Origin of the sequence: Massilia putida, from assembly GCF_001941825.1 — a bacterium.
Taxonomy (GTDB): Bacteria; Pseudomonadota; Gammaproteobacteria; order Burkholderiales; family Burkholderiaceae_D; genus Telluria; species Telluria putida.
In genome coordinates this window covers 3922610-3947583 of the sequence record NZ_CP019038.1, presented here as the reverse complement: position 1 = coordinate 3947583, position 24974 = coordinate 3922610, and the positions used below count along the sequence as shown (strand labels likewise).

27 protein-coding genes are annotated in these 24974 nt (G+C 67.2%); 10 read left to right on the top strand and 17 right to left on the bottom strand.

Annotated features, from left to right (window positions below):
* Positions 1-2: 2 nt before the first annotated feature.
* The 4 genes from BVG12_RS19705 to BVG12_RS19690 all read right to left on the bottom strand — a co-directional run bounded on the left by BVG12_RS19705 (position 3) and on the right by BVG12_RS19690 (position 4440).
* The gene (locus BVG12_RS19705; protein WP_156895681.1) at positions 3-362 is read right to left on the bottom strand and encodes a hypothetical protein; all 360 of its coding nucleotides are present in this window, start codon (positions 360-362) and stop codon (positions 3-5) included.
* A 122-nt stretch (positions 363-484) separates the two neighbouring features.
* Positions 485-2329 carry a patatin-like phospholipase domain-containing protein gene (locus BVG12_RS19700; RefSeq protein ID WP_075793885.1) on the bottom strand — a complete coding sequence of 615 codons (1845 nt, stop codon included), beginning with the start codon at positions 2327-2329 and terminating at the stop codon, positions 485-487.
* A gap of 100 nt (positions 2330-2429) precedes the next feature.
* Entirely contained in the window at positions 2430-3533 is a 1104-nt protein-coding gene (locus tag BVG12_RS19695; protein ID WP_075793884.1) for a TIGR03118 family protein, read from the bottom strand.
* A gap of 139 nt (positions 3534-3672) precedes the next feature.
* Positions 3673-4440: a TOBE domain-containing protein gene (locus BVG12_RS19690; RefSeq protein ID WP_075793883.1), complete on the bottom strand. Its 768-nt coding sequence runs from the start codon at positions 4438-4440 to the stop codon at positions 3673-3675.
* Positions 4441-4600: 160 nt separating this feature from the next.
* Here BVG12_RS19690 and modA point away from each other — a divergent pair, with 160 nt between their 5' ends.
* The 3 genes from modA to modC are packed head-to-tail and all read left to right on the top strand — an operon-like array spanning position 4601 to position 7100.
* Positions 4601-5341 (top strand): molybdate ABC transporter substrate-binding protein, encoded by a 741-nt coding sequence (gene modA / locus BVG12_RS19685; RefSeq protein ID WP_075793882.1) that lies wholly within the window; start codon positions 4601-4603, stop codon positions 5339-5341.
* A complete protein-coding gene (gene modB / locus BVG12_RS19680; RefSeq protein ID WP_179966233.1) occupies positions 5338-6021 on the top strand; it encodes a molybdate ABC transporter permease subunit in 684 nt (227 codons plus the stop codon). Before modA ends, modB begins: the two co-directional genes overlap by 4 nt.
* Positions 6021-7100: a molybdenum ABC transporter ATP-binding protein gene (gene modC / locus BVG12_RS19675; protein WP_075793881.1), complete on the top strand. Its 1080-nt coding sequence runs from the start codon at positions 6021-6023 to the stop codon at positions 7098-7100. Before modB ends, modC begins: the two co-directional genes overlap by 1 nt.
* A gap of 58 nt (positions 7101-7158) precedes the next feature.
* Here modC and BVG12_RS19670 read toward each other — a convergent pair whose 3' ends face one another.
* From BVG12_RS19670 to BVG12_RS19665, 3 genes are all read right to left on the bottom strand, one after another.
* Positions 7159-7818: a beta/gamma-crystallin gene (locus BVG12_RS19670; protein WP_075793880.1), complete on the bottom strand. Its 660-nt coding sequence runs from the start codon at positions 7816-7818 to the stop codon at positions 7159-7161.
* A 93-nt stretch (positions 7819-7911) separates the two neighbouring features.
* Complete coding sequence (locus BVG12_RS34145) at positions 7912-8124, bottom strand: hypothetical protein (protein WP_156895680.1); 213 nt, start codon at positions 8122-8124, stop codon at positions 7912-7914.
* A gap of 207 nt (positions 8125-8331) precedes the next feature.
* Positions 8332-8718 carry a MerR family transcriptional regulator gene (locus tag BVG12_RS19665; protein WP_075793879.1) on the bottom strand — a complete coding sequence of 129 codons (387 nt, stop codon included), beginning with the start codon at positions 8716-8718 and terminating at the stop codon, positions 8332-8334.
* Between the two features lie 82 nt (positions 8719-8800).
* Between BVG12_RS19665 and BVG12_RS19660 the strand changes: the two genes are divergently transcribed.
* On the top strand, positions 8801-9265 hold the full coding sequence (locus BVG12_RS19660) for a hypothetical protein (protein WP_075793878.1): 465 nt from the start codon (positions 8801-8803) through the stop codon (positions 9263-9265).
* Here BVG12_RS19660 and BVG12_RS19655 read toward each other — a convergent pair.
* On the bottom strand, positions 9190-10083 hold the full coding sequence (locus tag BVG12_RS19655) for a LysR family transcriptional regulator ArgP (protein WP_075793877.1): 894 nt from the start codon (positions 10081-10083) through the stop codon (positions 9190-9192). The two genes, BVG12_RS19660 and BVG12_RS19655, sit on opposite strands and share 76 nt — an antisense overlap.
* A gap of 98 nt (positions 10084-10181) precedes the next feature.
* Between BVG12_RS19655 and BVG12_RS19650 the strand changes: the two genes are divergently transcribed.
* Positions 10182-10799, top strand: a complete 618-nt coding sequence (locus BVG12_RS19650; protein ID WP_075793876.1) for a LysE/ArgO family amino acid transporter — start codon at positions 10182-10184, stop codon at positions 10797-10799.
* Here BVG12_RS19650 and BVG12_RS19645 read toward each other — a convergent pair.
* Positions 10796-11785, bottom strand: a complete 990-nt coding sequence (locus BVG12_RS19645) for an XdhC family protein (RefSeq protein ID WP_075793875.1) — start codon at positions 11783-11785, stop codon at positions 10796-10798. The genes BVG12_RS19650 and BVG12_RS19645 overlap by 4 nt on opposite strands.
* A 173-nt stretch (positions 11786-11958) precedes the next feature.
* Here BVG12_RS19645 and BVG12_RS19640 point away from each other — a divergent pair, with 173 nt between their 5' ends.
* Positions 11959-13023, top strand: coding sequence for an NAD(P)H-dependent flavin oxidoreductase (locus BVG12_RS19640; RefSeq protein WP_075793874.1), 1065 nt, complete (start codon positions 11959-11961; stop codon positions 13021-13023).
* On the opposite strand, the gene BVG12_RS19635 is transcribed toward BVG12_RS19640, so the two are convergent.
* Positions 13008-13436 carry a DUF7684 family protein gene (locus tag BVG12_RS19635; protein ID WP_075793873.1) on the bottom strand — a complete coding sequence of 143 codons (429 nt, stop codon included), beginning with the start codon at positions 13434-13436 and terminating at the stop codon, positions 13008-13010. The genes BVG12_RS19640 and BVG12_RS19635 overlap by 16 nt on opposite strands.
* A gap of 71 nt (positions 13437-13507) precedes the next feature.
* Here BVG12_RS19635 and BVG12_RS19630 point away from each other — a divergent pair, with 71 nt between their 5' ends.
* The gene (locus tag BVG12_RS19630; RefSeq protein WP_075793872.1) at positions 13508-14278 is read left to right on the top strand and encodes a glutaminyl-peptide cyclotransferase; all 771 of its coding nucleotides are present in this window, start codon (positions 13508-13510) and stop codon (positions 14276-14278) included.
* Positions 14279-14281: 3 nt separating this feature from the next.
* On the opposite strand, the gene BVG12_RS19625 is transcribed toward BVG12_RS19630, so the two are convergent.
* The 4 genes from BVG12_RS19625 to BVG12_RS19610 all read right to left on the bottom strand — a co-directional run bounded on the left by BVG12_RS19625 (position 14282) and on the right by BVG12_RS19610 (position 19127).
* Positions 14282-15298, bottom strand: coding sequence for a zinc-dependent alcohol dehydrogenase family protein (locus BVG12_RS19625; RefSeq protein ID WP_075793871.1), 1017 nt, complete (start codon positions 15296-15298; stop codon positions 14282-14284).
* Positions 15299-15558: 260 nt separating this feature from the next.
* Positions 15559-17310 (bottom strand): DUF885 domain-containing protein, encoded by a 1752-nt coding sequence (locus tag BVG12_RS19620; RefSeq protein WP_075793870.1) that lies wholly within the window; start codon positions 17308-17310, stop codon positions 15559-15561.
* Positions 17311-17352: 42 nt separating this feature from the next.
* Positions 17353-17817 (bottom strand): DUF2269 family protein, encoded by a 465-nt coding sequence (locus tag BVG12_RS19615; RefSeq protein ID WP_075793869.1) that lies wholly within the window; start codon positions 17815-17817, stop codon positions 17353-17355.
* Positions 17817-19127: an SDR family oxidoreductase gene (locus tag BVG12_RS19610; protein WP_075793868.1), complete on the bottom strand. Its 1311-nt coding sequence runs from the start codon at positions 19125-19127 to the stop codon at positions 17817-17819. The genes BVG12_RS19615 and BVG12_RS19610 overlap by 1 nt, the downstream gene beginning before the upstream one ends.
* A 42-nt stretch (positions 19128-19169) precedes the next feature.
* Here BVG12_RS19610 and BVG12_RS19605 point away from each other — a divergent pair, with 42 nt between their 5' ends.
* Positions 19170-19637 (top strand): hypothetical protein, encoded by a 468-nt coding sequence (locus BVG12_RS19605; RefSeq protein WP_075793867.1) that lies wholly within the window; start codon positions 19170-19172, stop codon positions 19635-19637.
* A gap of 39 nt (positions 19638-19676) precedes the next feature.
* On the opposite strand, the gene BVG12_RS19600 is transcribed toward BVG12_RS19605, so the two are convergent.
* The 3 genes from BVG12_RS19600 to BVG12_RS19590 all read right to left on the bottom strand — a co-directional run bounded on the left by BVG12_RS19600 (position 19677) and on the right by BVG12_RS19590 (position 24159).
* A complete protein-coding gene (locus BVG12_RS19600) occupies positions 19677-20318 on the bottom strand; it encodes a glutathione S-transferase family protein (protein ID WP_075793866.1) in 642 nt (213 codons plus the stop codon).
* Positions 20319-20388: 70 nt separating this feature from the next.
* On the bottom strand, positions 20389-22875 hold the full coding sequence (locus BVG12_RS19595) for a TonB-dependent receptor plug domain-containing protein (protein ID WP_083685232.1): 2487 nt from the start codon (positions 22873-22875) through the stop codon (positions 20389-20391).
* 354 nt (positions 22876-23229) lie between these two features.
* Positions 23230-24159, bottom strand: coding sequence for a DUF808 domain-containing protein (locus BVG12_RS19590; protein ID WP_075793865.1), 930 nt, complete (start codon positions 24157-24159; stop codon positions 23230-23232).
* 200 nt (positions 24160-24359) lie between these two features.
* Between BVG12_RS19590 and BVG12_RS19585 the strand changes: the two genes are divergently transcribed.
* Complete coding sequence (locus BVG12_RS19585) at positions 24360-24569, top strand: BrnA antitoxin family protein (protein WP_075793864.1); 210 nt, start codon at positions 24360-24362, stop codon at positions 24567-24569.
* A gap of 107 nt (positions 24570-24676) precedes the next feature.
* A complete protein-coding gene (locus tag BVG12_RS19580; protein WP_075793863.1) occupies positions 24677-24961 on the top strand; it encodes an HU family DNA-binding protein in 285 nt (94 codons plus the stop codon).
* The last annotated feature ends 13 nt before the right edge of the window (positions 24962-24974 follow it).

The window sequence follows — 24974 nt, the reverse complement described above, 5'->3', positions numbered from 1 at the left end:
CCTCAGCGCCCCGTCCGCGCCGCTGCGCGCCAAGTCTGCGTGCGGCCCAGAACGTGGCTGTCCAAGGTTCCCTTCCCGGCCAGCTGGCCGCCGATGCCCAAGCTCAGCAGGCAGACATCCTGGTCTTCCGCCTCGCGTCCTTGAAAGCGCCGTGCCCACGGATCGCGTGTCACCGCGTCCTGCGCGGGCCGGAGCGGTACGGCGGATGGGCGCGCCGGAGCGGGGTCCGCGAAGACGGCGGCGCGCTGGCCGCTGGCGCTGCACGAGACGAGCGCGCAGACGTCGACCCGTTGCGCCCATGCCGGCAGCGGCGCGAGGATCGCGGCGACGGCGAGCGGGAAAAACGTGCGGAGAAAAGTCATGGCGCACATCCGGTCGATGACGATGCGGCCACAGTAGCGGCTTGCGCGCACCGGATCATGTCCGATCGTGTCCGATGCGCGCCTCGACACACGCGCTTGCAAAAATCCCGCGCGGGCCGCGGCTAGTTCAGGCGCGGCGCGATCACGAGTTCCGGCTGCGGCCGCGGCGCGTGGGCCGACAGTTCCGCCGGCGCCACCTGCTGCGGCAACGTCACGATTCGCTCCCACAACGCGAAGCCGGCCGTGCGGTTCGTCTTGCTGAGCTGGTAGGCCGGCAGGGCGTCCATGCCGTGCGCCATCCACAGCGCTTCGTACGATGGCGTCAGGTGCGCGTCGTGCCACGCTTCGGACAGGGGCGCGAACGTCTCCTGCAGGACGGCGGCCGTGCTGCGCATGCGCACCCAGCGGTGATTCAGCCAGCCATTCTCCCTCTCGACGGGATTCAAGAACCGGTCGATGACCTGGCGCGCCGCTTCGTCGCCGCTGCGGCTCATCACGTCGATGGCGGCGCGCGTCATGTTCAGGTTCAGGCCCCCTTCCCGCTTCGTGTGGCGGATCTGCACCACACGGTCGCGGTAGCCCGGCGTGCGTTTCAAGGCTTCGTCGCGCCACGTGCGGATGGTGCGCAGGATCGCGCCCGTAAAACGCGGCAGCGAGGGCCGGCCGTCGGTCTCGTCGACCGGCACATAGGCCGCCGTCACGCCGCTGTTGTTGTTCGACGGGAGAGAAACGCGCGCGGCGAACGGGTCGCCGTCTTCCAGGTCGCCCTGCAGGGTCACGCCGAAGGTCGGGCGGGTCGGCAGGATGTTGTCGAAGAAGTGGATCGGGAAATTACTGGTCAGGCCGCCGTCCGAGAACCACACGCGCAGCAGGCCGACGCCGTCCGCATGCACGGGCAGCGCGCGCAGGCGGTACAAGGGCACGGCCTGCAGCAGCACGGGAAAGCTGAGGCTCATGCGCGCGGCCACGACGAGCGGCAGGTCGTCCGGATCGGGCATGAAGTAATAATCTTCGCCGCCGGCGTTCATGCGGGCCAGGAGCGCGACCGTGCGCGCGCCGTGGCGCGTGTGACGGGAGCGCGCCTTCATCCAGTCGACGACGGCGGACGGGAACAGCGCGGACAGTTCGGATGCGCGGAACACGAGGTCGGCGCTCGAATGCGGCAGGCGGTGCGCGCGCAGTTCGGACAGGCCCGTCGTCATCAGCGCCAGCTCGATCGGCGGCTCGGACGTGCGCAGCTGGCCGAACGTCAGCGGGGCCTCCTCCGGCAGGCCGGCGATGTCCTGCACGAGCGCGTGCAGCCATTCCGTCAGCGCGGGCGGGTTATGTGCATCCGTGCGCAGGCCGGAGCAGATGCCGCAGCGGTTATCCCGCAGGCCGCGCCAGGCCGACAGCGTGGCCTGCAGCAGCGCCCCGCCCAGCGCGCCCACGAACGTGCACAGGCCGAACCACAGGGCGCTGGCGATGCCGGCCAGGGGCACGCGCGGCCAGTGTCCGCCCAGCAGGCTGCTGCTGATCAAGAAGCCCAACAGCCACAAGCCGGCGCCCGCCAAGGCGCCCAGCGGGAAATGGCGCAGCATGGCCAACGACAGATATCCCGCGGCCTTCGCCTTGTTCGTCTCGTTGAGGGCCGCCGCGATCGCGCGGAAATGCGGCCGCAGCGCGGCGCAGGGTTGAAAGAGCGAGAACAGCCGGGTGTGGCCGTCGACGCTTTCCTGCAGCTGCCCCGGCAGCCGGGCGAGGAGGTGGAAGCCGTCATCGACGCCCTGCCCGTCCTTGCGCACGCGGTTGCGCTTGAATTGGGCGGCCGCCGCGGCGACGGCCGCCACCGCACCGACGCTGGTGCCGCCGATCGACCGCAGTGTAAACCGCTCGGCCAGCCGCGCCACGAACGCGGGGTAGACCACGCCGGAGGTCACCCCGCCTTCCATCACGATATCGCATTCCTTGGGCAAAAAATCGCTCATCACCGTCCGTCAGTCGTCGCTACAGCCGGGATTATGCGGGTCTTTTGTCCGGAAATGTTCTCGATGTATTGGAAGAATTGAAAGACCGTGCCGCAATCAGCTACTGCGGCTCTGGCGTATCGTCGTGCTCGTCGCCCGGCGCCACGTCGATGCGGCCATACAGCCCATGGTTTTCGTCGTCCGGGCCGGCGGCGAAGAACAGCGTGTCGATCGGTTGATCGTTGAGGCCGTTGCCGAAGGCGATGCCCCACAAGCCGTCGATGCGGATCGCCTTGCCGTGCGGCGCCTTCAGGCGGCCCAGCCATTTGCCGGTCGCGGGGTCGTAGGCGTTGATCAGCCCGTCGCCGAAGTTCCCGACCAGCAGGCGGTTGGCGAAGCGGCCGAAGCTGGCGGGGGCCAGCGCGATGCCCCAGGGCGCATTGAGTGCGCCGCCGGTGATGAGGCGGCGCAGCAGATGCCCGTCCGGATCGAACACGTCGACGACACCCAGGCCCCGGCCCGGCACGTCGTCCATGCGCTGTGCGTCCTGCTTGGCAAACGTGACGTAGAGATCGCCGCCGACGGACTGGATGCCGAACGGCGCAAAGCCTGCCGGCAATTGCGGGTCCTGGAATTTGCCGGCCAAATAGACCGGTTTGAAGTTGCTGTCGTACACATCGACCTTACCGTTGTGGAAGTCGGTGGCGTACAGCAGCGTGTCGCGTCCGTTGCCGCTGAGGGCGAGGCCCTTGTAGACGGCCTTGCGGGCACTGTTGTCGATCACGCGGATGGCGTGCGTCCTGTCGACGTTGGGTGCCCAGCCGGCGATGCCGCCGTCTTCGCTGGCGAACAGGAAGCGGCTGGGGCCGGATGCGGTGCCCTTGCTCACGACGAAGCCGGGGCCGCCGTAGAACACGGTGCCCGTCGGGCTGCCCGCGGCGCCGCCCGCGCCGGGCACGGTGACCACGAGGCTCTGCGGATTGCCATTGCCGTTGTACAGGGTCGCGACGCCCGTGTGGTTATCGGCGACCCAGGCCACGCCGTATGGATTGAAGGCCAGGCCCCAGGCATTCACGAGGTTGGGATCGCGTTGCTCCGCCGGCACGGCGGCGCTGTCCGATACCAGGTTGCGCTGGCGATAAAAGTCGCTCGCCGATGCGTGGGATACCGCCGTCAAGGCGAGAAAACCCGCGACACAGGCCAGGAATTTCCATAACTTTTCCATTTTCCATTCTCCGGTAAACGTTCGAAGGGAGCGCGCTGACTGGCGATCTTGCGCGGGGGAGAATGGAGCGTATTTGACCTATCCTAAATTTACCCGATATGCATGGCCGATGAGCCTGCGCTTGTAATCTTGCGTATCCTTAAGCCGGGACGCCGACGATCACGCTCGATGCCTTGAACATCGCCGTGGCCGTCCTGCCCTCGGCCAGTTCGAGCGACCGTGCGCTCTCGTTGGTGATGATGGCGGCAATGGTGCCGCCGCCCGCCAGCTCGAGGACGACTTCGGTGTTGACCGCGCCCGGTACCAGACGGGACACCGTACCCTCGAGGCGGTTGCGGGCCGAGAAGCGGGCGCCCTCGGCTTCCGTGAGGAGGATGATCGACGATGCCTTGATCAGGGCGAATGCCTGGGCGTCCGGTTCGAGGCCAAGGTTTTCGGTGCTCTCATGGGTGACGATGGCGACGATCTTGTGCCCGCCGGCGATGTCGATCTCGATTTCGTCATTGACGGCGCCGGGCTGGACCCGGGATACCGTGCCGAAGAATTGGTTGCGCGCGCTGGTTTTCATGTTCAGTCTGCTGATCAGGGTGATATCGGCGGAAAGATTGCCGGCCTGCTCGTTGAGTTGCTCCACGAATTGCTGGTGGAGTTGCTCGATCGTGCGGAAGTTCCTCACCAGTTGCTCGCCGCGCGCCGTCAGCCGCGTGCCGCCCCCGCCCTTGCCCCCGGCGACGCGTTCCACCAGCGCTTCGCCGGCCAGGTTGTTCATCGCGTCGATCGCGTCCCAGGCGCCTTTGTAGCTGACGCCGAGCGCTTTCGCGGCCTGGCTGATCGATCCCGTCCGGGCGATCGCGGCCAGCAGCTCGACCCGTCCCGGGCCGCCGAATTTCTCGCCGCCGACCGTCATCCAGACGGACCCCTGCAGCGCGAAGCCTGTGCTGTCACTTCCCACGATGTCTCCTGTTTGGCTTGAGAAGTATATGCGATGCCTTACAGACGTTATCGCCCACAACGTATTTTGTTTCATTATATACTTTACTATATAACGCGAACGACAGGAGTCGAACATGAAGCATCTTGCCGGCTTGCTGGCCCTGATGGCATGGGGTACCGCCCAGGCCGATGATGTGCAGGTGGCCGTGGCCGCCAACTTCACCGCGCCGATGCATAGAATCGCGGCGGAATTCGAAAAGGACACGGGCCACAAGGCCGTGCTGGCCTTCGGCGCCACGGGCAAGTTCTACGCCCAGATCGTCAACGGCGCGCCGTTCGAGGTGCTGCTGGCGGCCGACGACGACACCCCGACGAAACTGGAAGCGGAGCACCACGCCATCCCCGGCACGCGCTTTACCTATGCGACCGGCAAGCTGGTGCTGTGGTCCGCGAAAGACGGTTATGTCGACGCCCGGGGCCAGGTCCTGAAAAACGGCGACTATGCCCACCTCGCGATCGCCAACCCCAAGACGGCCCCGTACGGCGCGGCGGCCGTCGAAACGCTGACCAAGTTGAACCTGTACGACCGCGTGCAGGGCAAGCTCGTGCAGGGCGAGAACATCGCCCAGGCCTACCAGTTCGTCAGCACGGGCAATGCGCCGCTGGGCTTCGTCGCGCTGTCGCAGGTTTATCGCGACGGCAAATTCACGTCGGGCTCGGGCTGGATCGTGCCCGCGAACCTGCACAGTCCCATCCGCCAGGACGCCGTCATCCTCGCCAAGGGCAGCGCCAATCCGGCCGCCAAGGCGCTGGCAGACTATCTGAAATCGAACAAGGCCAGGGACATCATCCGTTCATACGGCTACGAATTGTGACGCTCGACGACGCCGACCTCGCGGCCGTCCGGTTGACGCTGGAACTGGCGGCCGTCGTGACCCTGCTGCTGCTGGTGGTCGGCACGCCGATCGCCTGGTGGCTCGCGCGCACGCGCTCGCGCCTGCGTCACGCGGTGGGGGCCGTCGTCGCCCTGCCCCTCGTGCTGCCGCCCACCGTGATCGGCTTTTATCTGCTGCTGGTGCTGGGACCGAACGGCCCCGTCGGCAAGCTCACGGAGGCGCTCGGCATCGGCCTGCTGCCCTTTTCGTTCGGCGGCCTCGTGCTGGCGTCCGTGTGCTATTCGCTGCCCTTCGTCGTGCAGCCGCTGCAGAACGCGTTCGAGGCGATCGGCACGCGGCCGCTGGAAGTGGCGGCGACATTGCGCGCGAGTCCGTGGGACGCGTTCTGGTCGGTCGCGGTGCCGCTGGCCCGGCCCGGCTTCCTGTCCGGCGCCGTGCTCGGTTTCGCGCACACGGTGGGCGAATTCGGCGTCGTGCTCATGATCGGCGGGAATATCCCGGATAAGACGCGGGTCGTGTCCGTGCAGATCTACGACCACGTGGAAGCGCTCGAATACGCGCAGGCGCACTGGCTCGCGGGCGGCATGCTGGCCTTCAGCTTCATCGTGCTGCTGGCGCTGTACACGTCGTATCCGCAGGCGATGAAAGGACGGCGCTGATGGCGGGCGGATTGCATGTGCGCCTGCGCATCGACCGCGGCGCGTTTCAACTGGACGTCGACCTGGCCCTGCCCCAGTGCGGCATCAGCGCCCTGTTCGGCCCTTCCGGTTCGGGCAAGACGACGATCCTGCGCGCGATCGCCGGCCTGGAGCACGCGCTAGGCGGCTACGTCGCGCTCGGCGACAACGTTTGGCAGGACGATGCGCGCGGCGTTTTCCTCCCCGTGCACAGGCGTGCCCTCGGCTATGTATTCCAGGAAGCGAGCCTGTTCCCGCACCTGTCCGTGTGCGCCAACCTGGAGTTCGGCCGCAAGCGCGTGCCGGTGCAGGATCGCCGCTTCGCGCTGGAGCCGGTGACCGAACTGCTGGGTATCAAAGGCCTGCTCGACCGGCGGCCCGACGGCCTGTCGGGCGGAGAACGCCAGCGCGTGGCGATCGCGCGCGCCCTGCTCGCGTCGCCGCGGCTGCTGCTGATGGACGAACCGCTGGCCGCGCTCGACCTGCGCCGCAAGCTGGAAATTCTGCCCTATCTGGAACGGATGCACGAGGAACTGGCGATCCCGATCGTCTACGTGAGCCACGCGCCGGACGAAGTCGCGCGGCTGGCCGATCATCTGGTGCTGCTGGACGAGGGACACGCCGTGGCCAGCGGACCGCTGACGGAGACCCTGGCGCGCGTGGACCTGCCGCCCAGCTTCGCCGACGAGGCCGGCGTCGTGCTGGACACGATGCTGGCCGGCCACGAGCAAGATGCGCTGTCGCGCCTGGAATTCGCGGGCGGCGTGCTGTTGGTGGGACGGCGCCGGGAAACCATCGGCACGCATTTGCGCTGCCGCATCCACGCGCGCGACGTCAGCCTGGTGCTGGAGCATCCGCAAGGCTCCAGCATCGTCAACCGTCTGCCGGCCGTGGTGACGGCGGTCGCCGCGACCGACACGCCGGGCCACGTGCTGGTGCAGCTGCGGATCGGCGATTCCCCGCTGCTGGCCCGCATCACCGAACGCTCACGCCGCGAACTGGGCATCGCACCGGGCCTGCAGCTGTGGGCCCAGATCAAGGGCGTGGCGCTGCTTAACTAGCACCGGGGTCAGAGCCCGGTTTTGGGCAATTTCCTAAATTCGGGCTCTGACCCCGGTTTCAGCGGATGCGGCGCATCGACGAGATGCGGTTGTTCATCCGCTCGAGGAATTCGTAGCGGCCCGGGCCCAGGACGATGCACTCGCCGCGGAAGTCGGCGTGTTCGCAGAATTCCCAGCGGCCTTCGCGGATGATCATCGAGGTGGCGCGGTCGTTGAAGCCGACGTCGTTCAGCGAGCGCACATCCTGCGACAGTTCCACTTGCGCACCTTCGAAGCCCGGACCGGCGAACATCAGGACGTCGGGACCGCCGCGGTCGCCGCCACGCCAGCCGTCGCCACGCCAACCGTCGCCGCGCCAGCCGTCGCGGTCGTTGTCGCGCCAGCCTTCGCGGTCACGCCAACGGCCCCGGCCGCGGTCGATCTGGCGGGCCGACGAGATGATGTCATTAAAACCCGGCAGTTCGCGATATTCACCCGGGCCGAACTCGGCGCAGCGGCCGCCGAAGTTCGCGTGTTCGCACAGCAGCCACGTGCCGGCGCTGACGACGACACTCGACGCACGGTCGTTGAAGTCGAAGTCGCGCAGGTTCGGTACGTCGCGATCGATGGTGATGCGCTGGCCCTGGAAATTACTGTCCGAGAACAGGGTCAGTTCGCCGGCAAAGGCGGCATGGGTCAAGGTGGCCAGCACGGCGGCGGCGACAAGCAGGCGTTTCATGAGATCTCCATCGATGGTCGTGCGCCTTCGTCGGCGCCTGTGCTGTTAACGCGGGCCCATCGCGGGTGGCTGACAGTTTCCTGTAACAAAATCTTACGCGGCAGGCTGCACGCGCACGGCGATCCGTTCGGCCCGCAGCAGGTCGACGATCTGCCGGCCCAGGTCTTCCAGCGCCGCGTGGTTCGACACGTTGCGGAGACGCTGCTCCAGGCTGCGCCGTTCGCGGATCGATACGGCCCAGCCGATCGGCTGGCGCAATAGCCCTCCTCGGCCGCGCATGTGCTGGCGCAGGCGATCGTCAGCCACATCGCATCGGTCGGCGCATAGTCGAGGCACCAGCCCCAGTCGTCCGCGCTCGGATAGCCGGTGACGATGCCCTGCCGGCACAGCGCCTGCGCCAGCCACAAGGCCAGCTCGAAACCGTAGACGCCGGGATGGGCCTGGCAATCTTCCGGCAACGTCGGCAGGAATTTGTCGGATGAGAATTCGATATCCCAGGTCATCGCGGCCTCCTCATGCGACGGCTTGTTCCTCCAGAACGGGGCAGCCGAAGCCGGGTCGCGCCAGTTCACGCGTCAGGTCGGCGCGCAAGGCGGACAAGCCCGCGATGCGCGCGTCGATGTCGTCCAATTTGCGCAGCAACGCTTCACGCAACTGAGCGCGCAGTTGCGGCGCGGCGGCGGCCGGATCGTCCAGCAGCGGCAGGCCGGTCTCGATCTCGGCCAGGGTAAAACCGAGTGCCTGGGCGGCGCGCAGGTAGCACAGCCATTGCACTGCCTCCGGTGGGTAGTCGCGGTAGCCATTGGCGAGGCGGCGCGACCGCAGCAGCCCCCGTTTCTCGTAGAAGCGCAGGGTGTCCCGGCTGAGGCTTGTTGCGGCGGCGAGTTCTCCGATCTGCATGGCGGTCGTTCGATGAAGGGCTTGACCTTGGAGTTTACTCCAGGGGTGATGATGCCGACACCTTCATTCCAGGAGTTTTATCATGCCCATCAGCCGATCCGCTTTTCTGACCATCGTGCGCGCCAGCGCCGTCTACGACCTGGCCCTCACGGCGCCGTTCGCCACGCCGTGGACCTTCGCCCTCGCGCACGCCCGGCTGTCCGCCTTGAACCAACGCCTCGGCGGCGGCGCATTGCCCGACTTCGGCCCAGTCCATGTGCTGTTCGCCTGCCTGATGGGCAGCATCGTGCTCGTCTGGTCCGTGCTGCGCCTGCGCGCCGCGAGCGTGATGCTGGGGCGCTACGACGGCGTCGGAAGAGGCCTGTTCTCGGCCTGGATGGCGTGGGCGCTGGCCGCCAGCGGCGCGCCCTTGTTATGGCTGTTCCTCGTGCCGGAGTTCTGCTGGGGCGTGGCGCAGTGGCTGCCCGTCGCTCAGGGCGAGGGCAGCAGCACCGAGCGCGCACCCTTCACCAGCGCCGCGCCCATGCGCTCCAGCCGCGGCGGCTGAATGCGCCAGGCGTGCCAGTACAGCGCCACGTCGACGAACAGATCGGGCGTCAGGTCGACGAGGGCGCCGCTGGCCAGCATGTCCGCGCACTGCTCCAGCGGCAGCAGGCCGTAGCCGAGGCCCAGGCGGATCGCCTGCACGTACGGATCGCTGGACGGCACGTAGTGAAACGGATACGCGCCTTCCGGCAGGCCGAAGTGCTGCAGCAGGAACGCCGTCTGCAGCCGGTCGTTGCGGTCGAAGACCATCACCGGTGTGCGCCGCGCGGCCTCTCTGGTGATCCCGCCGGGGAACCAGCGCGCGGCGAAGGATGGCGCCGCCACCATCCGGTAGCGCATCACGCCGAGCGGACTGACGGTGCAGCCGCGCATCGGTTCCGCTTCGCCCGACACGCAGGCGAGGGCGAGACCCTGTTCCAGCAGCGCGAACGTATGCCGCTGGTCGCCCGTGACGAATTCGACGAGCAGCCCTTCCTCGATCAGCACGGGCGCCAGCACGGGCAGCAGCCACGTCGCCAGGGTGTCGTTGTTGACGGCCAGCGCCACGCGCACGGGGCCCGGATCGTTCTGCTGGCCGGCGAAGAACTCGTCTTCCAGCAGTGCGCGGCGGCGCAGGAATTGCAGCAGGCGCATGCCGGGCGCCGTCGGCCGGCAGGGGCGCGCGCGCACCAGCAGCGGCGTGCCCAGGTCGTGTTCCAGCGCCGCGATGCGCTGGGAAATCGCGGACGGCGTCACGTTCAGGAGTTGCGCCGCCTGTTCCAGGCTGCCGCTGTCGACGGCGGCGACGAAGGCCTCGCTGCGGCGCGGATCGATTTTCATGAGATTAGCCCAGCTTAATCAACTTTAGAATTCATTAATATAATTGATGAAGAGACCGCCGGGAGGCATGCTGCTCCGCAATAACAACGGAGAGCACCATGTTTTCACAACCAATTTTCTTGCAAGGCCTGGGCATGGGCGCCAGCCTGATCATGCCGATCGGCGCCCAGAACGCGCATGTCATCCGCACGGGCGTGGCCGGCCGCCACGTCGTCCTGACGGTCGCTTGCTGCATCCTGATCGACGTCGTCCTGATCGCGCTGGGCATGTCCGGCTTCGGCGCCTTGATCGAACAGTCGCCCGCGCTGCTGCTGGCGGCGCGCTGGGGCGGTGGGGCGTTCCTGCTCTGGTACGGCGTACGTTGTCTGGCGAGTTGCTGGCGCGGCTCGGCGGCACCGGCTGCCGGCGGCGGACAGGCCGCAGCGACCGCCGCGCGCGCGCTGGGCATCGTGCTCGCGATGTCGCTGCTGAATCCGCACGTGTATCTGGATACCGTCGTGCTGCTGGGTGCCGTCGGCAGCAGTCTCGCGGCCGGTCACCGCGCGTCGTTCGCGGCGGGCGCGATGACGGCGTCGCTGCTGTGGTTTTCCGCGCTGGGACTGGGCGCGCGCCGCTGCGCGTTCGTGCTGGCGCGGCCCGTGGTCTGGCGCGCCGTCGAAGCTTTTACGGGGGCGACGATGTTCGTGCTGGCGGCCCTGCTGCTGATCGAACGCTAGGCCGCCAGCGCCTTCCCGTGTTCGACCGACATCTGCGCCGGCAGCGGTACGCCGTTTTTCACCGCCGTCAGCTCGGCGAGGATCGACACCGCGATCTCGTACGGCGTCTTGCTGCCGATGTACAGGCCGATGGGACCGTGCAGCTTCGCGATCTGGGCCTCGGTGAGGTCGAATTCGCGCAGGCGCTCGCGGCGCCGCGCATTGTTGGCGCGCGAGCCGATGGCGCCGACGTAGAACGCCTCCGTTTTCAGTGCCTCCATCAGCGCGAGATCGTCCAGCTTCGGGTCGTGGGTGAGGGCGATGACGGCGCTGCGGCTGTCCAGCTTCATGTCCAGCACGAGGTCGTCCGGCATCGCGTGCACGACGTCGACGCCCGGCAGATTCCAGCTGGCGCGGTATTCCTCTCTCGGGTCGCACACGGTCACCTGGTATTCCAGGCCGACCGCGATCTGGGCCAGGAATTGCGACAGCTGGCCGGCGCCGATGATCAGCATGCGCAGGCGCGGGCCGTGGATCGTGACGAGCGTCGCGCCGTCCATGCGCAGCTGCTGGTCCGCTTCTCCCTGCGCCAGTTCGACCGCGCCCGTCGCCAGGTCCAGCGTGCGCCGGGTCAGCACGCGGCGCTGGGCCAAGGCCAGGAGTTCGTCCATGCGGCTGTGCGGGCCGAGCGGCTCGACGACGAGCTGGATCGTGCCGCCGCAGGGCAGGCCGAAACGGTGCGCTTCGTCGGCCGAGATGCCGTAGGTGATGAGCTCCGGCGCCGTGCGCACGATGCCGTGTTCGCGCACGGCGGCGATCAGGTCGTCCTCGATGCAGCCGCCGGAGACCGAGCCGACGACGACGCCGTCGGCGCGGATCGCCATCGTGGCGCCTTCCGGCCGCGGGCTCGATCCCCACGTCCGCACGACGGTCACGTACTCGCAGCGCCAGCCGGCGCGCAGCCACTGGTCGCAGGCGTGCAGCACTTCGAGGTCGATACTGTCCATTCCCATCCTTTTAATTGCCAAACGATAATTCACAAACCCGTGCGGGGACATCGCGAATCCTAACGCAAAAATGCAGGAGAGGTCCGTCAATACGCCGGCCGGAAACGGTTTATATCGTTTGATATCCGAGGCCGCGTTATACTCATCGGACTGCGACCTGTTTGGAGACCACCATGAAACCAGACCTGCTGTCCCTGCTGCGCATCGACCTGCCCATCATCCAGGCGCCCATGGCCGGCGTCTCGACCGCGGCGCTGGCCGCGGCCGTGTCCGAGGCGGGCGCGCTCGGCTCGATCTCCGTCGGCGCCGGCAACGCCGAGCAGGGCCGCGCCGCCATCGCCGACGTGCGCCGCCTCACCGATCGGCCGTTCAACGTCAACGTGTTCTGCCACCGCCCCGCGCAGGCCGACGCCGCGCGCGAAGCCGCCTGGCTCGCCTACCTGGCGCCGCACTTCGCCGCCAACGGCGCCCAGCCGCCGGCCGGCCTGCGTGAAATCTATCGAAGTTTCGTGGACGACGATCCCATGCTCGACGTGCTGCTGGAAGCGCGCCCTGCCGTCGTCAGTTTTCACTTCGGCCTGCCGGACGCGCACCGCATCCAGGCATTGAAGGATGCCGGCATCGTGCTGCTGGGCAGCGCGACGTCCGTGGACGAGGCGCGCCAGGTGGAGGCGGCCGGCATCGACGCCGTCGTCGCGCAGGGCTACGAGGCCGGCGGCCACCGCGGGCTGTTCGACCCGGAGCGCGGCGATCCGGCCATCGGCACGTTCGCGCTGACGGCGCTGGTGGCGAATGCCGTGCGCATCCCGGTGATCGCGGCCGGCGGCGTCATGAACGGCAACGGCATCGCCGCCGCGCTGCGCCTGGGCGCCAGCGCCGTGCAAATGGGCACCGCGTTCATCCTGTGCCCGGAGTCGTCGGCCACACCGCACCACCGTGCGCTGATGCAGGCGGGCGAGGGCGTGATCACGGCCGTGACGGACGTCGTGTCCGGACGGCCGGCGCGCGGCCTCGTGAATCGTCTGTTCAGCGAGATCGGCGCGCCCGGCCATCCACCGCTGCCCGACTATCCGATCGCCTACGATGCCGTGAAGGCGCTGAACGCGGCCGCCACGAAGGCCGGCAACAATGATTTCACGGTCAACTGGGCCGGCCAGGGTTTTCCGCTGGCGCGCGCGCTGCCGGCGGCCGAACTGGTGCGCCTGCTCGGCGAGGAGCTGGCTCAGGCGTCGGCGTAGGCGGTTTCGATTTCTTCCTTGCGCGGCGCCGGCGCGATATGCACGACGAGCGCCGCGTCGAGGGGGAGAAAAGGGTGGGCGGCGCGGTGTTTGGTGAACCACAAGACGTCTTCCACATCCTCGTCCGCGGGATCGTGCGCGGAGGTGAGCACCCGGCGGTCGTCGGGCGCGTCTTCGTAGTCGACGGCTTCCAGCGCCGCATCGTCGACGGCTTCGATCCAGGCCGCGGCATCGGTGCCCCAGGCCTGGACATAACGCGCGCCGGACGCGACGAGCCAGCGTGCCGCGTCCCACAGCCACATTTCCGCGACCTCGTCCTCGGCCAGCACGATGGCGAGGAAGGGCGGACGCGCGCCCAGGTCGGGCAGGTCGGCGTCGGGCGGCAGGTGCAGATAGGTGAGCTTTCGTTGCATGGCACTAGCTTACCATCCTGCGTTACTATCTTGCACGCGCCGGGACGGTCCGGCTCGATTCGTGGAGTCCTATGAAAATCGTCGCTTCCCTCGTGCTCGCCGCCGCATCCGTCGGCACCGCCCACGCCGCCATTCCCGTCTACGGCTTCTTCGTCAAGCACACTTATCCGCACGACCCGCAAGCCTTTACGCAGGGCCTGTTCTTCAAGGACGGCCAGCTGTACGAATCCACCGGCCGGAAGGGGCACTCGTCGCTGCGCAAGGTCGACCTCAAGACGGGCAAGGTCCTGCAAAAGAAAGACCTGGCGGACGAGTACTTCGGCGAAGGTTCGACCGCGGTGGGCGACACCATCGCCGGCCTGACGTGGCAGTCGAACGTCGGCTTCCTGTTCGACGCCAAGACGTTCGCCTTGAAGGGCCGCTTCAACTACAAGGGCGAAGGCTGGGGCCTGGCCAGCGACGCGCACCACGTCTACATGAGCGACGGCTCGAACGAGATCCGCATCCTCGATCCGAAAACGCTGGACGAGCAGCGCCGCATCAGCGTGACGGCCGAGGGCAAGCCGGTCACCCGGCTCAACGAGCTGGAGATCGTCGACGGCCAGATCTTCGCCAACGTGTGGGGCACGGACGTGATCGCGCGCATCGATCCGGAGACGGGCAACGTCGTCGGCTGGATCGACTGCACGGGCCTGCTGCCGCCGGACCAGCGCGGGACGACGGACCCGGATGCGGTCCTGAACGGCATCGCCTACGAGCCGAAGCAGCATCGCTTATTCGTCACGGGCAAGCTGTGGCCGAAGCTGTTCGAGATCGAACTGGTACCGGTCCAGCGGCGTTGACCGTCACGCCACCGCGATCACGACCTTCCCGAAATGCGATCCGGACGCCATGTACCGGTACGCCTCGCGCGCCTGATCGAACGTGAACACGCGGTCGACGACCGGCTGCAGCCCGGTCGCGTCGGCGAAGCGCACCACTTTTTCCAGCATCGCGCGGCTGCCGACGAAGATGCCCACCAGCCGCTTGGCGCCGGCCAGCAGGGTCGCCGGATTGACTTCACCACCGAAGCCGCTGACGCCGCCGATGACGGCGATGCTGCCGCCCATCGCGGCGGACGCGATCGAGCGGTTCACGGTGCCCTGGCCGCCCACTTCCAGCACCACGTGCGCGCCCGCGCCGTCCGTCGCGCGCAGCACCTCTTCCTGCCATTCCGGCGTCGTGCGGTAGTTGATCACGTGGCGCGCGCCGAGCTCCCTGGCCCGCTGCAGCTTGGTGTCGCTGGACGACGTGACGATCGTGCTCAGCCCCGCCGCGCGCGCCAGCTGCAGGCCGAGGATGCTGACGCCGCCCGTCCCGAGCAGCAGCACGGTGTCGCCGGGGCGGACGTTATTGCTCGATTCGAAGATGGCATTCCACGCCGTCACGCCGGCGCAGGGCAGCGTCGCGGCGTCGACGAAGCTCATGCCGGGCGGGATTTTCACCAGCGCGTCCTCGTCCAGCACGACTTCTTCCGCCAGCATGCCGTCGATGTCGCCGCCGAGCGCGTGGCGGATCTTGTCGGGACCGGTGGGGCCGTCGTGCCAGTACGGGAAGAACGACGCCGCGACACGGTCGCCGGGCTGCACGCGCGTCACGCCGTGACCGGTCGCGACGACTTCGCCGGCACCGTCCGAGCAGGGGATGATGGGGTCGTCGACGGTGACGAGGTAGTTGCCGCTGGCGACCATCAGGTCGCGGTAGTTCAGCGAGACGGCGTGCACGCGGATGCGCACTTCGCCATTGCCCAGTTCACGGTGAGGAAAATCCACGCACTGCAGCCCGTCGATGCCGTCGCCGGGTAAGATCTGGTATGCCCGCATCGCTGTCCTCCATCGGTTGGTCGGCCGCCCACGCGGGGCGGGACGTCATTGTCGCCGCAACGCGCAGTGATGCGGCGCACCCATGAAAAACCGCCGGGAGCACGGGTCGTACCATCACGTCGTTCGCGCGGAAGCGGGAGCAGCCACCGGGCTGTTCTCCCATACTGAAGTGCCGAAGTCGCATGCCAAGAATATTGCAGTATTTCTGACATACCGAATCCGGTTGCTCAGCATGGGTCCCGCCGTCGCGGGGTCGACGATCATGTGCCGCTTGGCTTGCCCTGCTGCGCCGGAATGAACTCCTCCAGCACCGCCTGTTTCATCAGCGCGGGCGGCAGGATGCCCTGGGCGATGATGAAGTCGTTGAAGGCCTTGAGGCTGAAGCGCTCGCCCAGCGCGATCTCGGCCTGCGTCTTCAGCGCGCGCAGTTTGACGTAGCCGTAGTAATACGCGGTCGCCTGGCCTGGCATGCGGTAGGAATAACGGTCCACTTCCGATTGCGCGAACGGTTCGGACAGCACGACTTCCCGCATCAGGAAGGTCTTCGCCTGTTCCGGCGTCATGCGGCCCAGATTGACCTGCGGGTCGAGCAGGGCGCGCGCCATGCGCAGCAGGCGCGCCTGCAGCGACACGAGCTGGCCTTCGGGCGGCATGTACGGCAGGATCATCGCTTCCGAATACAGGCCCCAGCCCTCGACGTTCGTGCTGTTGAAGGCGTAGCGGGCGCGCGCCACCGACATGCCTTGCTCCACCATCGAGGCGAACTGCAACTCGTGGCCCGGACGCGCTTCGTGCGCCGTCAGGGTCCAGGCCATGGCGGAGAAGTCGAAGTCGTTCATCTTGTCCTTCGACTTCGCGTTCGGATTCGACAGCGGGATCACGAACTCGCCGTATTCTCCCGTGTTGCCGATCATCCGCGGCGGGTTCATGAACGGCGCCGGCGAACGGGCCGCTTCGGCCGGCGTGGCCGTGCGGATGTTCGCTTCGCGCGCGGGCAGGGTGACGAGGTCGTGGGCACGCACCATGCCTTCGATGTCTTTCAGGCGCTCGCGGTAGTAGGGCAGCAGCTGGTCGGGCGCGATCGCCGATTTTTTCAGCTCGCGGATCACGTCGCGGTAGTCGGACGACGGCAGGTGGTTGCGCGCGGCGATCGTGTTCGCCACGACCTGCATCTCGTCGCGCACTTCCTGGAAGTCGAAGCCGGCGCGTTCGATCATCTGGTCGGGCGCGATGTCGACGCCCACGTTGGCGAGGCGGTTCACGTAGATCGCTTCGGGCAGGCGCACTTCCTTGCGCGTGCGCGGCACGATGCGATTGCGAACCCAGTCGTCGTAATCCTTGACCTGGGCCTTCAAGGCCGCGAAGTCCGCTTCCCAGCCGGTGATGTTCGCTTTCCTGAACAGGTCTTCGATGCCGTCCATGTAGGTGGCATTGTTGTTCAGGCCTTCCTCGACTTCGCCCAGGTACGGGCCGATCAGCGCCTTGTTGGCCAGGCGCTCCTCGCCGCGGGCGCGCGCGAGCGTCGCGATCGGCGTGTAGCCGCTTTCCTTGCCCGCATAACGCTTCAGGCGCACCAGGGCCAGCTTCCGGCGTTCGGGCTTGTTGCGCGGGTCGAGCAGGGCGCGCAGGCCGCCGTATACCAGTTCGCCGACGTTGGTGTAGTCGAGCAGGTACTGGTGCTCCAGCTTCATCGTGGCGATCTTTTTTTCGCGCGAGTCGATCAGGATGTCGAGGTCCTGGCGCACCTTCACGTCCTTCTCGTGCGCGCGTTCGCGGCGCAACTCGGCCAGGCGTTTTTCCGTGTCGGCCAGTTCGCGCTCGTAGACACGCGGCTTGAAGTCGGCGACCTGCGTGTCGAAGCTGTCGTCGCCCACTTCCGTGGATTCTTCGGGCTGGTATTTACCCGTATCTTTCAATACTGGCTGGGTGTAGGCGTCGCTGCGCGCGACCCAGGCGGGTGCGGCGCAGGCGGCGCCGGATGCGAACAGGAGAGCGAGACCGAGACGAATCATGATGCTGCCTTTACGTAGTGCCTCCGCGGCGAAGAAGGCATTCTAAATCGGCTTGGCCACCATGAACCAGAAGATGAAGACGAACGCGATGAACGCGGGCACGCCCAGTCCGACCCACGTGAAGAAGTAGCGCCAGTACAGCGGCGGCAGGTCGGTGCCGGCGCGCACGGCGTCGGCCGCCAGGTCGCGCAGGCGCATCTGCAGCCACACCACCGGCAGCCAGCAGGCGCCCGCCAGCACGTACAGCATGACGGACCACATGATCCACCGGCTGTGCAGCGGATAGCCGGCCAGGTGCGCCATATAAAACCCCGTGGCCGGCTGGACGACGGCCGTCGTGGCCGTGAACAGCCAGTCCGCGATCACGACGTAGCGGCTGACGACGGCGATCGCGCGCACGTCGCGGCTCACGTTCGCGAACAGCATGTACCAGGCCGACCCGATGCCGGTGCCGAACAAAAAGGTCGACGACAGGATGTGCAGCCATTTCACGACGACGTAGTCCATCAGGTGTCCTCTTTTTCGAGTTCGTACAGCAGCCAGATCGCGGCCAGCATCGGCAGGTTTTTGGTCAGCGGGCCGTACGGGTGGATCAGGAATTCGGGCAGCCGGAACGCGATCACGATCGTATAAAAGCCGATCAGCGCGAGTTGCGTCAGCCACAGCCAGCGGCGCCGGCGCAGGAACAGCGTGCCTGCGCCCAGCAGCAAATCGAACAGCGCCGCGCCGTACAGCATCAGTGGCCGCAGTTGCTCCGGGATGCCGGTGCGCGCCAGCAGCGCGTAGCTGTCGGCGGCCGGATAGATGAAGGCCGAGACGATGGCGGTGGCGATCCAGACGACGGCGATGGCCAGCCGCAGCACCGGCAGCAGCCAGTCCAGCTTGGCGCGCGCCCGCTCGGCGCCCGGATCGGCGACGAACGAGGCGATGGAACGCGGCGGGCGTCCCAGCAGGCGCAGCGTGGGGCCGGGATCGGCCGTGTTGCCGCGATCGAGCATGCGCAGCGCATCTTGGTCGAGCAGGGCGCCGGGCAGCCAGCCGCCCACGCGCGCGAGCAGCCGCGCGACAAATCCCGGCAGCGGCAGCACGCGCAGCCCGTTCATGCCCAGCGCGCGGCGCAAGGCGGCAAGATAGTCGATGAACGGCAGCGCCTGGGGACCGACGAGGGCGACGCGGCGCACGGTCCCGCCGTCGGCCTTGACCGCATACAGCCGCTGGCGCAGCAGGGTTGCGATGGCGGCGACGACGTCGTCGACGTGGATCGGCTGCACCAGCTGCGGAGAATTTCCCAGGCGCACTGCGAACGGCAGCGACGCCATCGCCTTGAACACGCGCGCGCTGGCGCCGTCCGGGCCGTACACGAGCGACGGCTGCACGATGACGGCGCGGATCGGCAGCGTGGCCAGATAGTCGTCGGCGGCCTTTTTCGACAGGTGGTACGCCGTGTCGGCCTGCGCGTCGGCGCCCAGCGCGGACAGTTGCACGACCATGTGCACGTCGTCCGATTCGGCGCAGGCCGCGAACAGGGCGCGCGGGGTGCGCGTGTGCAGGTTCTCGAACGTCTGGGCGCCGCGCTCGCGGAAGATGCCGACGGTGTTGACCACGGCTTCCACGCCGCTAAGGCGCGCCAGCCAGGTGGATTTGTCGGTATCGTTGGCGAAGTCGGCGTGGATGGCGGTCAGGCGCGGGTGATCCGGCAGAGCGCCGCGGCGTTCCGGATGCCGCACCGCGCACACGACGTCGTGGCCTTCCGCCAGCAGCGTATGCAGCAGGTGTTGCCCGATGAATCCGGTTGCTCCCGTGAGCAGGATCCGCATGCTTTTCCTTTCTTCGATACCGCATCGTACCCGGAGGACGTCATGGAATCATGGAACACGGCATTCAGGCGCGGCCTCGTCGGCGGCGCCACCTCCAGCCTGCTGTCGACCGCGGCGCTGGCCCTGCTTGGTAGGCGCGAGGCCGGCAGTGCCTACGCGCCCACCAACGCGGTCAGCCACTGGATTTACGGCGACGAAGCGTTGCGCGAAGACACCCCGACCCTGCGCCACACGGTGCCCGGCTATCTGATCCACCACGGCAGCGCGATGTTCTGGTCGGTGCTGTTCGAGCGCCTGTGCGGCCGCCTGCTCGACCGCAAGGAGCCCGCCGTGACGCTCGGCGTGGCCGCCGCCGCGTCGGCCGTGGCCTGCTTCGTCGATTACCAGTTGACGCCCAAACGCCTCCAGCCCGGCTACGAGACCCACTTGTCGCGGCCGTCGCTGGCCGTCGTCTATGGCAGTTTCGGGATCGGGCTGGCGCTCGGCGCCATGCTCAGCCGCCGTTCCTGATTCCCGTTCGAGTGTAAGCGAGCCGGCGAAAACGTGGCGTCAGGATGGCGCGTTGACGGCAAGCTGCGCCTGGAACGCGCGCTGGTACGCCGGCCGCGCTTCGCCGCGGGCGACATAGGCGGCCAGGACCGGGAACTCGTCGAGGATGCCGGACGGCCGCAGCCGCAGCAGCACCGACACCATCATGAGGTCGCCCGCGCTGAATTCCCCGTCGAGCCAGTCGGCATCGCCCAGGCGCGCGGATAACTGCTTCATGCGGTCGCGCACGCGCTCCTCGACGAGAGGAAGGCGTTCCTTGGTCCAGGGCTTGTCGCCTTCGAAGATGCGGGCCGTGACGAGTTCCAGGATCGGCGGCTCCACCGTGTTGACCGCGGCGAACATCCACGTGATGGCGCGTGCCCGGGCGTGGTCGCCGGCAGGCAGCAGGTTGCCGTGGTGCTGGGCGATATACAACACGATCGCACCGGTCTCGAACAGCACGAGACCATCTTCTTCATACGTCGGAATCTGGCCGAACGGGTGCAGCGCCAGGTGCGCCGGCTCCTTCATCGCGCGGAACGACACGAGGCGGACGTCGTACGGCAGGCCCGCTTCTTCCAGGGCCCAGCGCACGCGCGTGTCGCGCGCGAGGCCTTTGCCGCCGTCGGGCGAGCGTTCGAATGCGGTGATCGTGATGGTCATGGCGCGGCTCCCAAAAGAAAAACGGCGTATCGCGAAGTGTCGCGATACGCCGTCGTTCAGTCAAGCCCGATCAGAAGCTGTACGTCGCACGCGCATACACGTAGCGGCCGTTGTTGCCGAACGGGGTGTAGTTCGAGAACGGCGTGTTGCTGGTCGTGTTCAGCGCCGGCGGCAGCGTTTCCGAGTACTGGTCGAACAGGTTGTCCGCACCGATCGCCAGGCTCATCTGGCGGGTCAGGGCGTAGCGGGCTTCCAGGTCGACGATCGTCTTGGACTTCAGCGTCATGTCGAAGGCGGGCGTGGTGCCCGGCGTCAGCACTTCACCGTAGCGGGTGGCGCGGGCCGTCATGCCCCACTGGTCCAGCTTCCAGTTGGCGCTGGCCGTGATCTTGTTCTTCGGCTGGCCTTTTTCCATGGTCAGCACGTTCACGCGGTCGAACAGCACGGGCGCCGGGTTCAGCGCGGCCAGCTGGGCGGTGGTCGGAACCTTGGTCACTTCGGTGCGGTTGAAGTTGCCGGCCAGGGTGAAGTCGAAGCGGCCGGCGGCGCCCGCGTTGTACGGCAGGCTGGCCACCACGTCCACGCCTTTGGTGTTCGTGTCGACGCCGTTGATGAAGAAGCGGCCGCCGCCGATGCCCGTGAAGCCTTGCGACACGATGTAGTTGCGCACCGCGGCCGACGTCAGGTTTTCCGACAGCACGATGCGGTCGCGCACGTTGATGCGGTACGCGTCCACCGTCAGGCTGACGGGCGCCAGGCGCATCACGGCACCGAACGAGTAGTTGGTCGACTTCTCGGCCTTCAGCGGCTGGGCGCCCAGCGCGACGGCGACCGGGTCGCTCGGCTTGAACGTCGTGATCTCGTACGGGATGCCGTTGATGAAGTTGGTCGACGTCGACGTGAAGTTCTGCTGCTGCAGCGACGGCGCGCGGAAGCCGTTCTGCACGGCGCCGCGCAGGGCGAAGTTCTTCGTGAAGTCGTAACGGCCGGCCAGCTTGCCCGACAGGTTGTTGCCGAAGTCGTTGTAGTGCTCTTCGCGGACGGCCGCGGACGCGAGCAGCTTGTCGGTGATGTTCGCCTCGACGTCGACGAACACGCCGATCGCGGTGCGCGACCGGTGCGATGCGTTGGCCGGACGGAAGCCCGGGAACACCTGCGCGCCCGACGCCGCCGGGACGCCGTTCGGCAGGATCACGCCGCCGTTGCGCCAGGAATCCGGCTCGCCCGCGTGCAGCTCGTAGCCTTCGCGACGCGCCTCGGTGCCGACCGCCACGTTCAGCGGCGATGCGAGACCGGCCACGTCGTACTTGCGCACACCCGTCAGGTTGTAGACGAGCTGGTTGTACGAGTAGCCGCCGGCATCGAACGTGGTCTTGCTCGTCGGGCCGATCGATGCGTTCAGCGTGTTCTTGATGTCGTAGTTCATGCCGTTCTGGCCGTATACCAGCGACGTGTCCATGTCCCAGTCACCGATGCTCCAGCTCATGCCGGCGGCCGCGCTGAAGTCTTCGACGGTCGGGGCGATGATCGGCAGGAAGCCGTTCGGGTAGATGCTCTGCACGTTGCGCGTGTCCTGCGGCGGACGGAAGTAGCCGGCCGAGCGCGCGTCGCGCAGTTGGTAGCTGCTCCAGCCATACACCTTGACGTCGGGCGTGAGGTTGTAGCCGGCGTTGGCGAACACGGTCTTCTGCTGCATTTCCGGATCGCCGTACCATGCGTCGAAGCGGTTGATGGTCAGCTCGCGCGGGTCGTAGGCGCCGTTGACCTTCGCATACAGCTGGCGCATGTCGTAGCCGCTGCGCTCCGTGTGTTCCTGGTTCTTGTACTCGGCCGCGATGGTGATGAAACCCGACTCGCCCAGCGGCAGGCCTTTCCAGGCGCTGACGGTGGTCGTCTGGCCGTCCGTGCGCTTGCGCGAGTTCGGGCCGGTCCAGGTGGCGCCGGCCGGCGCGGGGGCGTTCAGCAGGTCGTATTCCGTGACGTGGGCGCCGTAGTTCACCGTGGCTTCGCCGCCGCTGCGGTCGGTGCGCAGGCGGACGTTGACGACGCCCGAGATCGCATCCGAGCCATACTGCGCGGCCGCGCCGTCGCGCAGCACTTCGATGCTCTTGACCATGGCCGACGGAATCGTGTTCAGGTCGACGGCGGCCGAGCCGCGGCCGATCGAGCCGTTCAGGTTCACGAGCGACGACGCGTGGCGGCGCTTGGAGTTCACGAGCACGAGGCTCTGGTCCGGCGCCATGCCGCGCAGGGTGGCCGGGCGGATCGTGTCCGTGCCGTCCGTCAGCGCGGGACGGGGAAAGTTCAGCGACGGCAGTGCCACCGACAGGGCCTGGTTCAATTCCGTCGAACCCGTGGTTTTCAACGTGTCGGCCGAGATGATGTCGACGGGGGATGCCGTGTCGAGCGCCGTGCGGTTGGCCACGCGGGTACCGGTCACGACGACGGTGGCGGTGCTGCCGGTGTCCTGGGCCTGTGCGAGGAGGGGGCCGCCGGCGAACAGCGCGGCGATGGAGAGGGCGAGTACGGTTTTTTCCGGCGCAAAGCGTTGTTGCATTCTCTTGATCCTTATTCTTGGTCTACGGCCCGCGGGGTGCGGGGTGCGAGATACCGCGGTGGTCCTGTCCGGCTTGTCATAAAGCAAGCTCATCTTGATAGTGGCGCGTGCTTGTTATCGTTGTCAATTCAATCAGGGCGCATAGATGTATGGACGCAACAGTTGGGCATGCGTGGTGCATGGGGGCACCAGGGCGGATCGGATTTGCGCCGGGGAAGGGAGGTGACGTCAGCCCAAAAACCGTCGTTCCCGCCATGCTGAAGCACCGAAGTCGGAACATGTGCGTCATCGACTATTGATCGGCTTCGGGGGCTCAGTATGGATCCCCGCTTTCGCGCGGATGACGGCCGATGATTACTTGCCGCGCAGCTTTTGCACCAGCGTCACCACCAGCAGCACGGCCGCGCCGACGGCGATACCGGCCACGGCATCGACCACGCTCGGCGCGACGGCCGCCAGCAGGCGACCGACGCCCGGCACACCCGCCACGGCCGCGGCGGCGCGCCCGGCCAGATGGTGCAGCGGTTCGAACGCGTGGCCGATGATGCCGCCGCCGACCATGAACATGGCCACCGTGCCGATCACGGACAGCGACTGCATCAGGCGCGGCGCCGCGGCCAGCAGCAGGTTGCCGATGGCCCGCGTGCCGCTGCCGGCGCGGCGGCTCAGGTACAGGCCCAGGTCGTCGATCTTGACGATGCCCGCCACCACGCCGTAGACGCCGATCGTCATCGCGACCGCCACCGCGACGAGGGCCGCCACCTGCGCGCCGAACGACGCGCCCTGGTCGTTGACGACGCCCAGCGCGATCACGATGATTTCCGCCGACAAGATGAAATCGGTGCGGATGGCGCCCTTGATCTTGTCCTGCTCGACCGTGCGCATGTCGGCATCGGTCGCCAGCGCCGTCGCCGGTTCTTCCCCGTGCGCGGCCTCCTCGGCGGCGCCGTGCAGCAGCTTGTGCGCCACCTTTTCGAAACCTTCGAAGCACAGGTACGCGCCGCCCAGCATGAGCATCGGGGTGATCGCCTGCGGCAGGAACGCGGAGATGGCGAGCGCGGCCGGCACGAGGATCGCCTTGTTGCGCAGCGAGCCCAGCGCCACCGCCCACACGACGGGCAGTTCGCGGTCGGCGTTCACGCCGGTCACCTGCTGGGCATTGAGGGCGAGGTCGTCGCCCAGCACGCCGGCCGTCTTCTTGGCCGCCACCTTGCTCATCAGGGCCACGTCGTCGAGCACGCTGGTGATGTCGTCGATGAGTGCCAATAAACTTCCTGCAGCCATTACCGCTCCTCCATATCAAGATGATCACATCTTAACCGAGCCGGTCCCCGGGCTCCGGCGCACGGTTCAGGCGCGTTTTCTGCGTTTCAAACCCGGAAATCTGCATCTCGTCGCTTTCCCGTACGGACGGCGCGGGGCGATACGTATAGTGACAATATTGGCTGCGGTGCAGCAGCCTTTCCGACCTGAAGGAGATGCCCATGAATCCGAACCTCGACCTGCCGACCGTTCCGCGCCGCCGTGCCCGTCCTCCGAAGCGCAAGACCCGCATCACCATCTACCTCGACGACGAGGTATTGGACGAATTCCGCTCGCGCGCGGAGCGCACCGGCACCGGTTATCAGACGCTGATCAACGCCGCGCTGCGCCTGCGTCTGGGCAATGGCGACGCGAACCCGGCCGCGGCTTGAGCGGAAAATTGCAGAAACCCCGCCAATACAGGGTGTCTGGGGTGTAAGAAGATTACGCAGAGCAATTAATTATGCTAATCTTCCGGCTCTTTCAACCCGGAGGATTTATGAAAAAAGGCGAACTGATCGCTGAATTTGCGAAGCGTACCGAGATGTCGGGCGCCGCTGCGAACGATGCAGTGAACACCATCATCGACATCATCACCGAGCGCCTGAAAAAAGGCGACACGGTGGGTATCACCGGCTTCGGCACGTTCTCGGTCACCAAGCGCGCTGCCCGCAAGGGTCGCAACCCGGCAACCGGCGAACCGATCAAGATCGCTGCATCGAAGACCCCGCGCTTCGCTGCCGGTGCGACCCTGAAGGCCGCCGTCAACCCGAAGAAGAAGTAAGCAGCACCCCGCG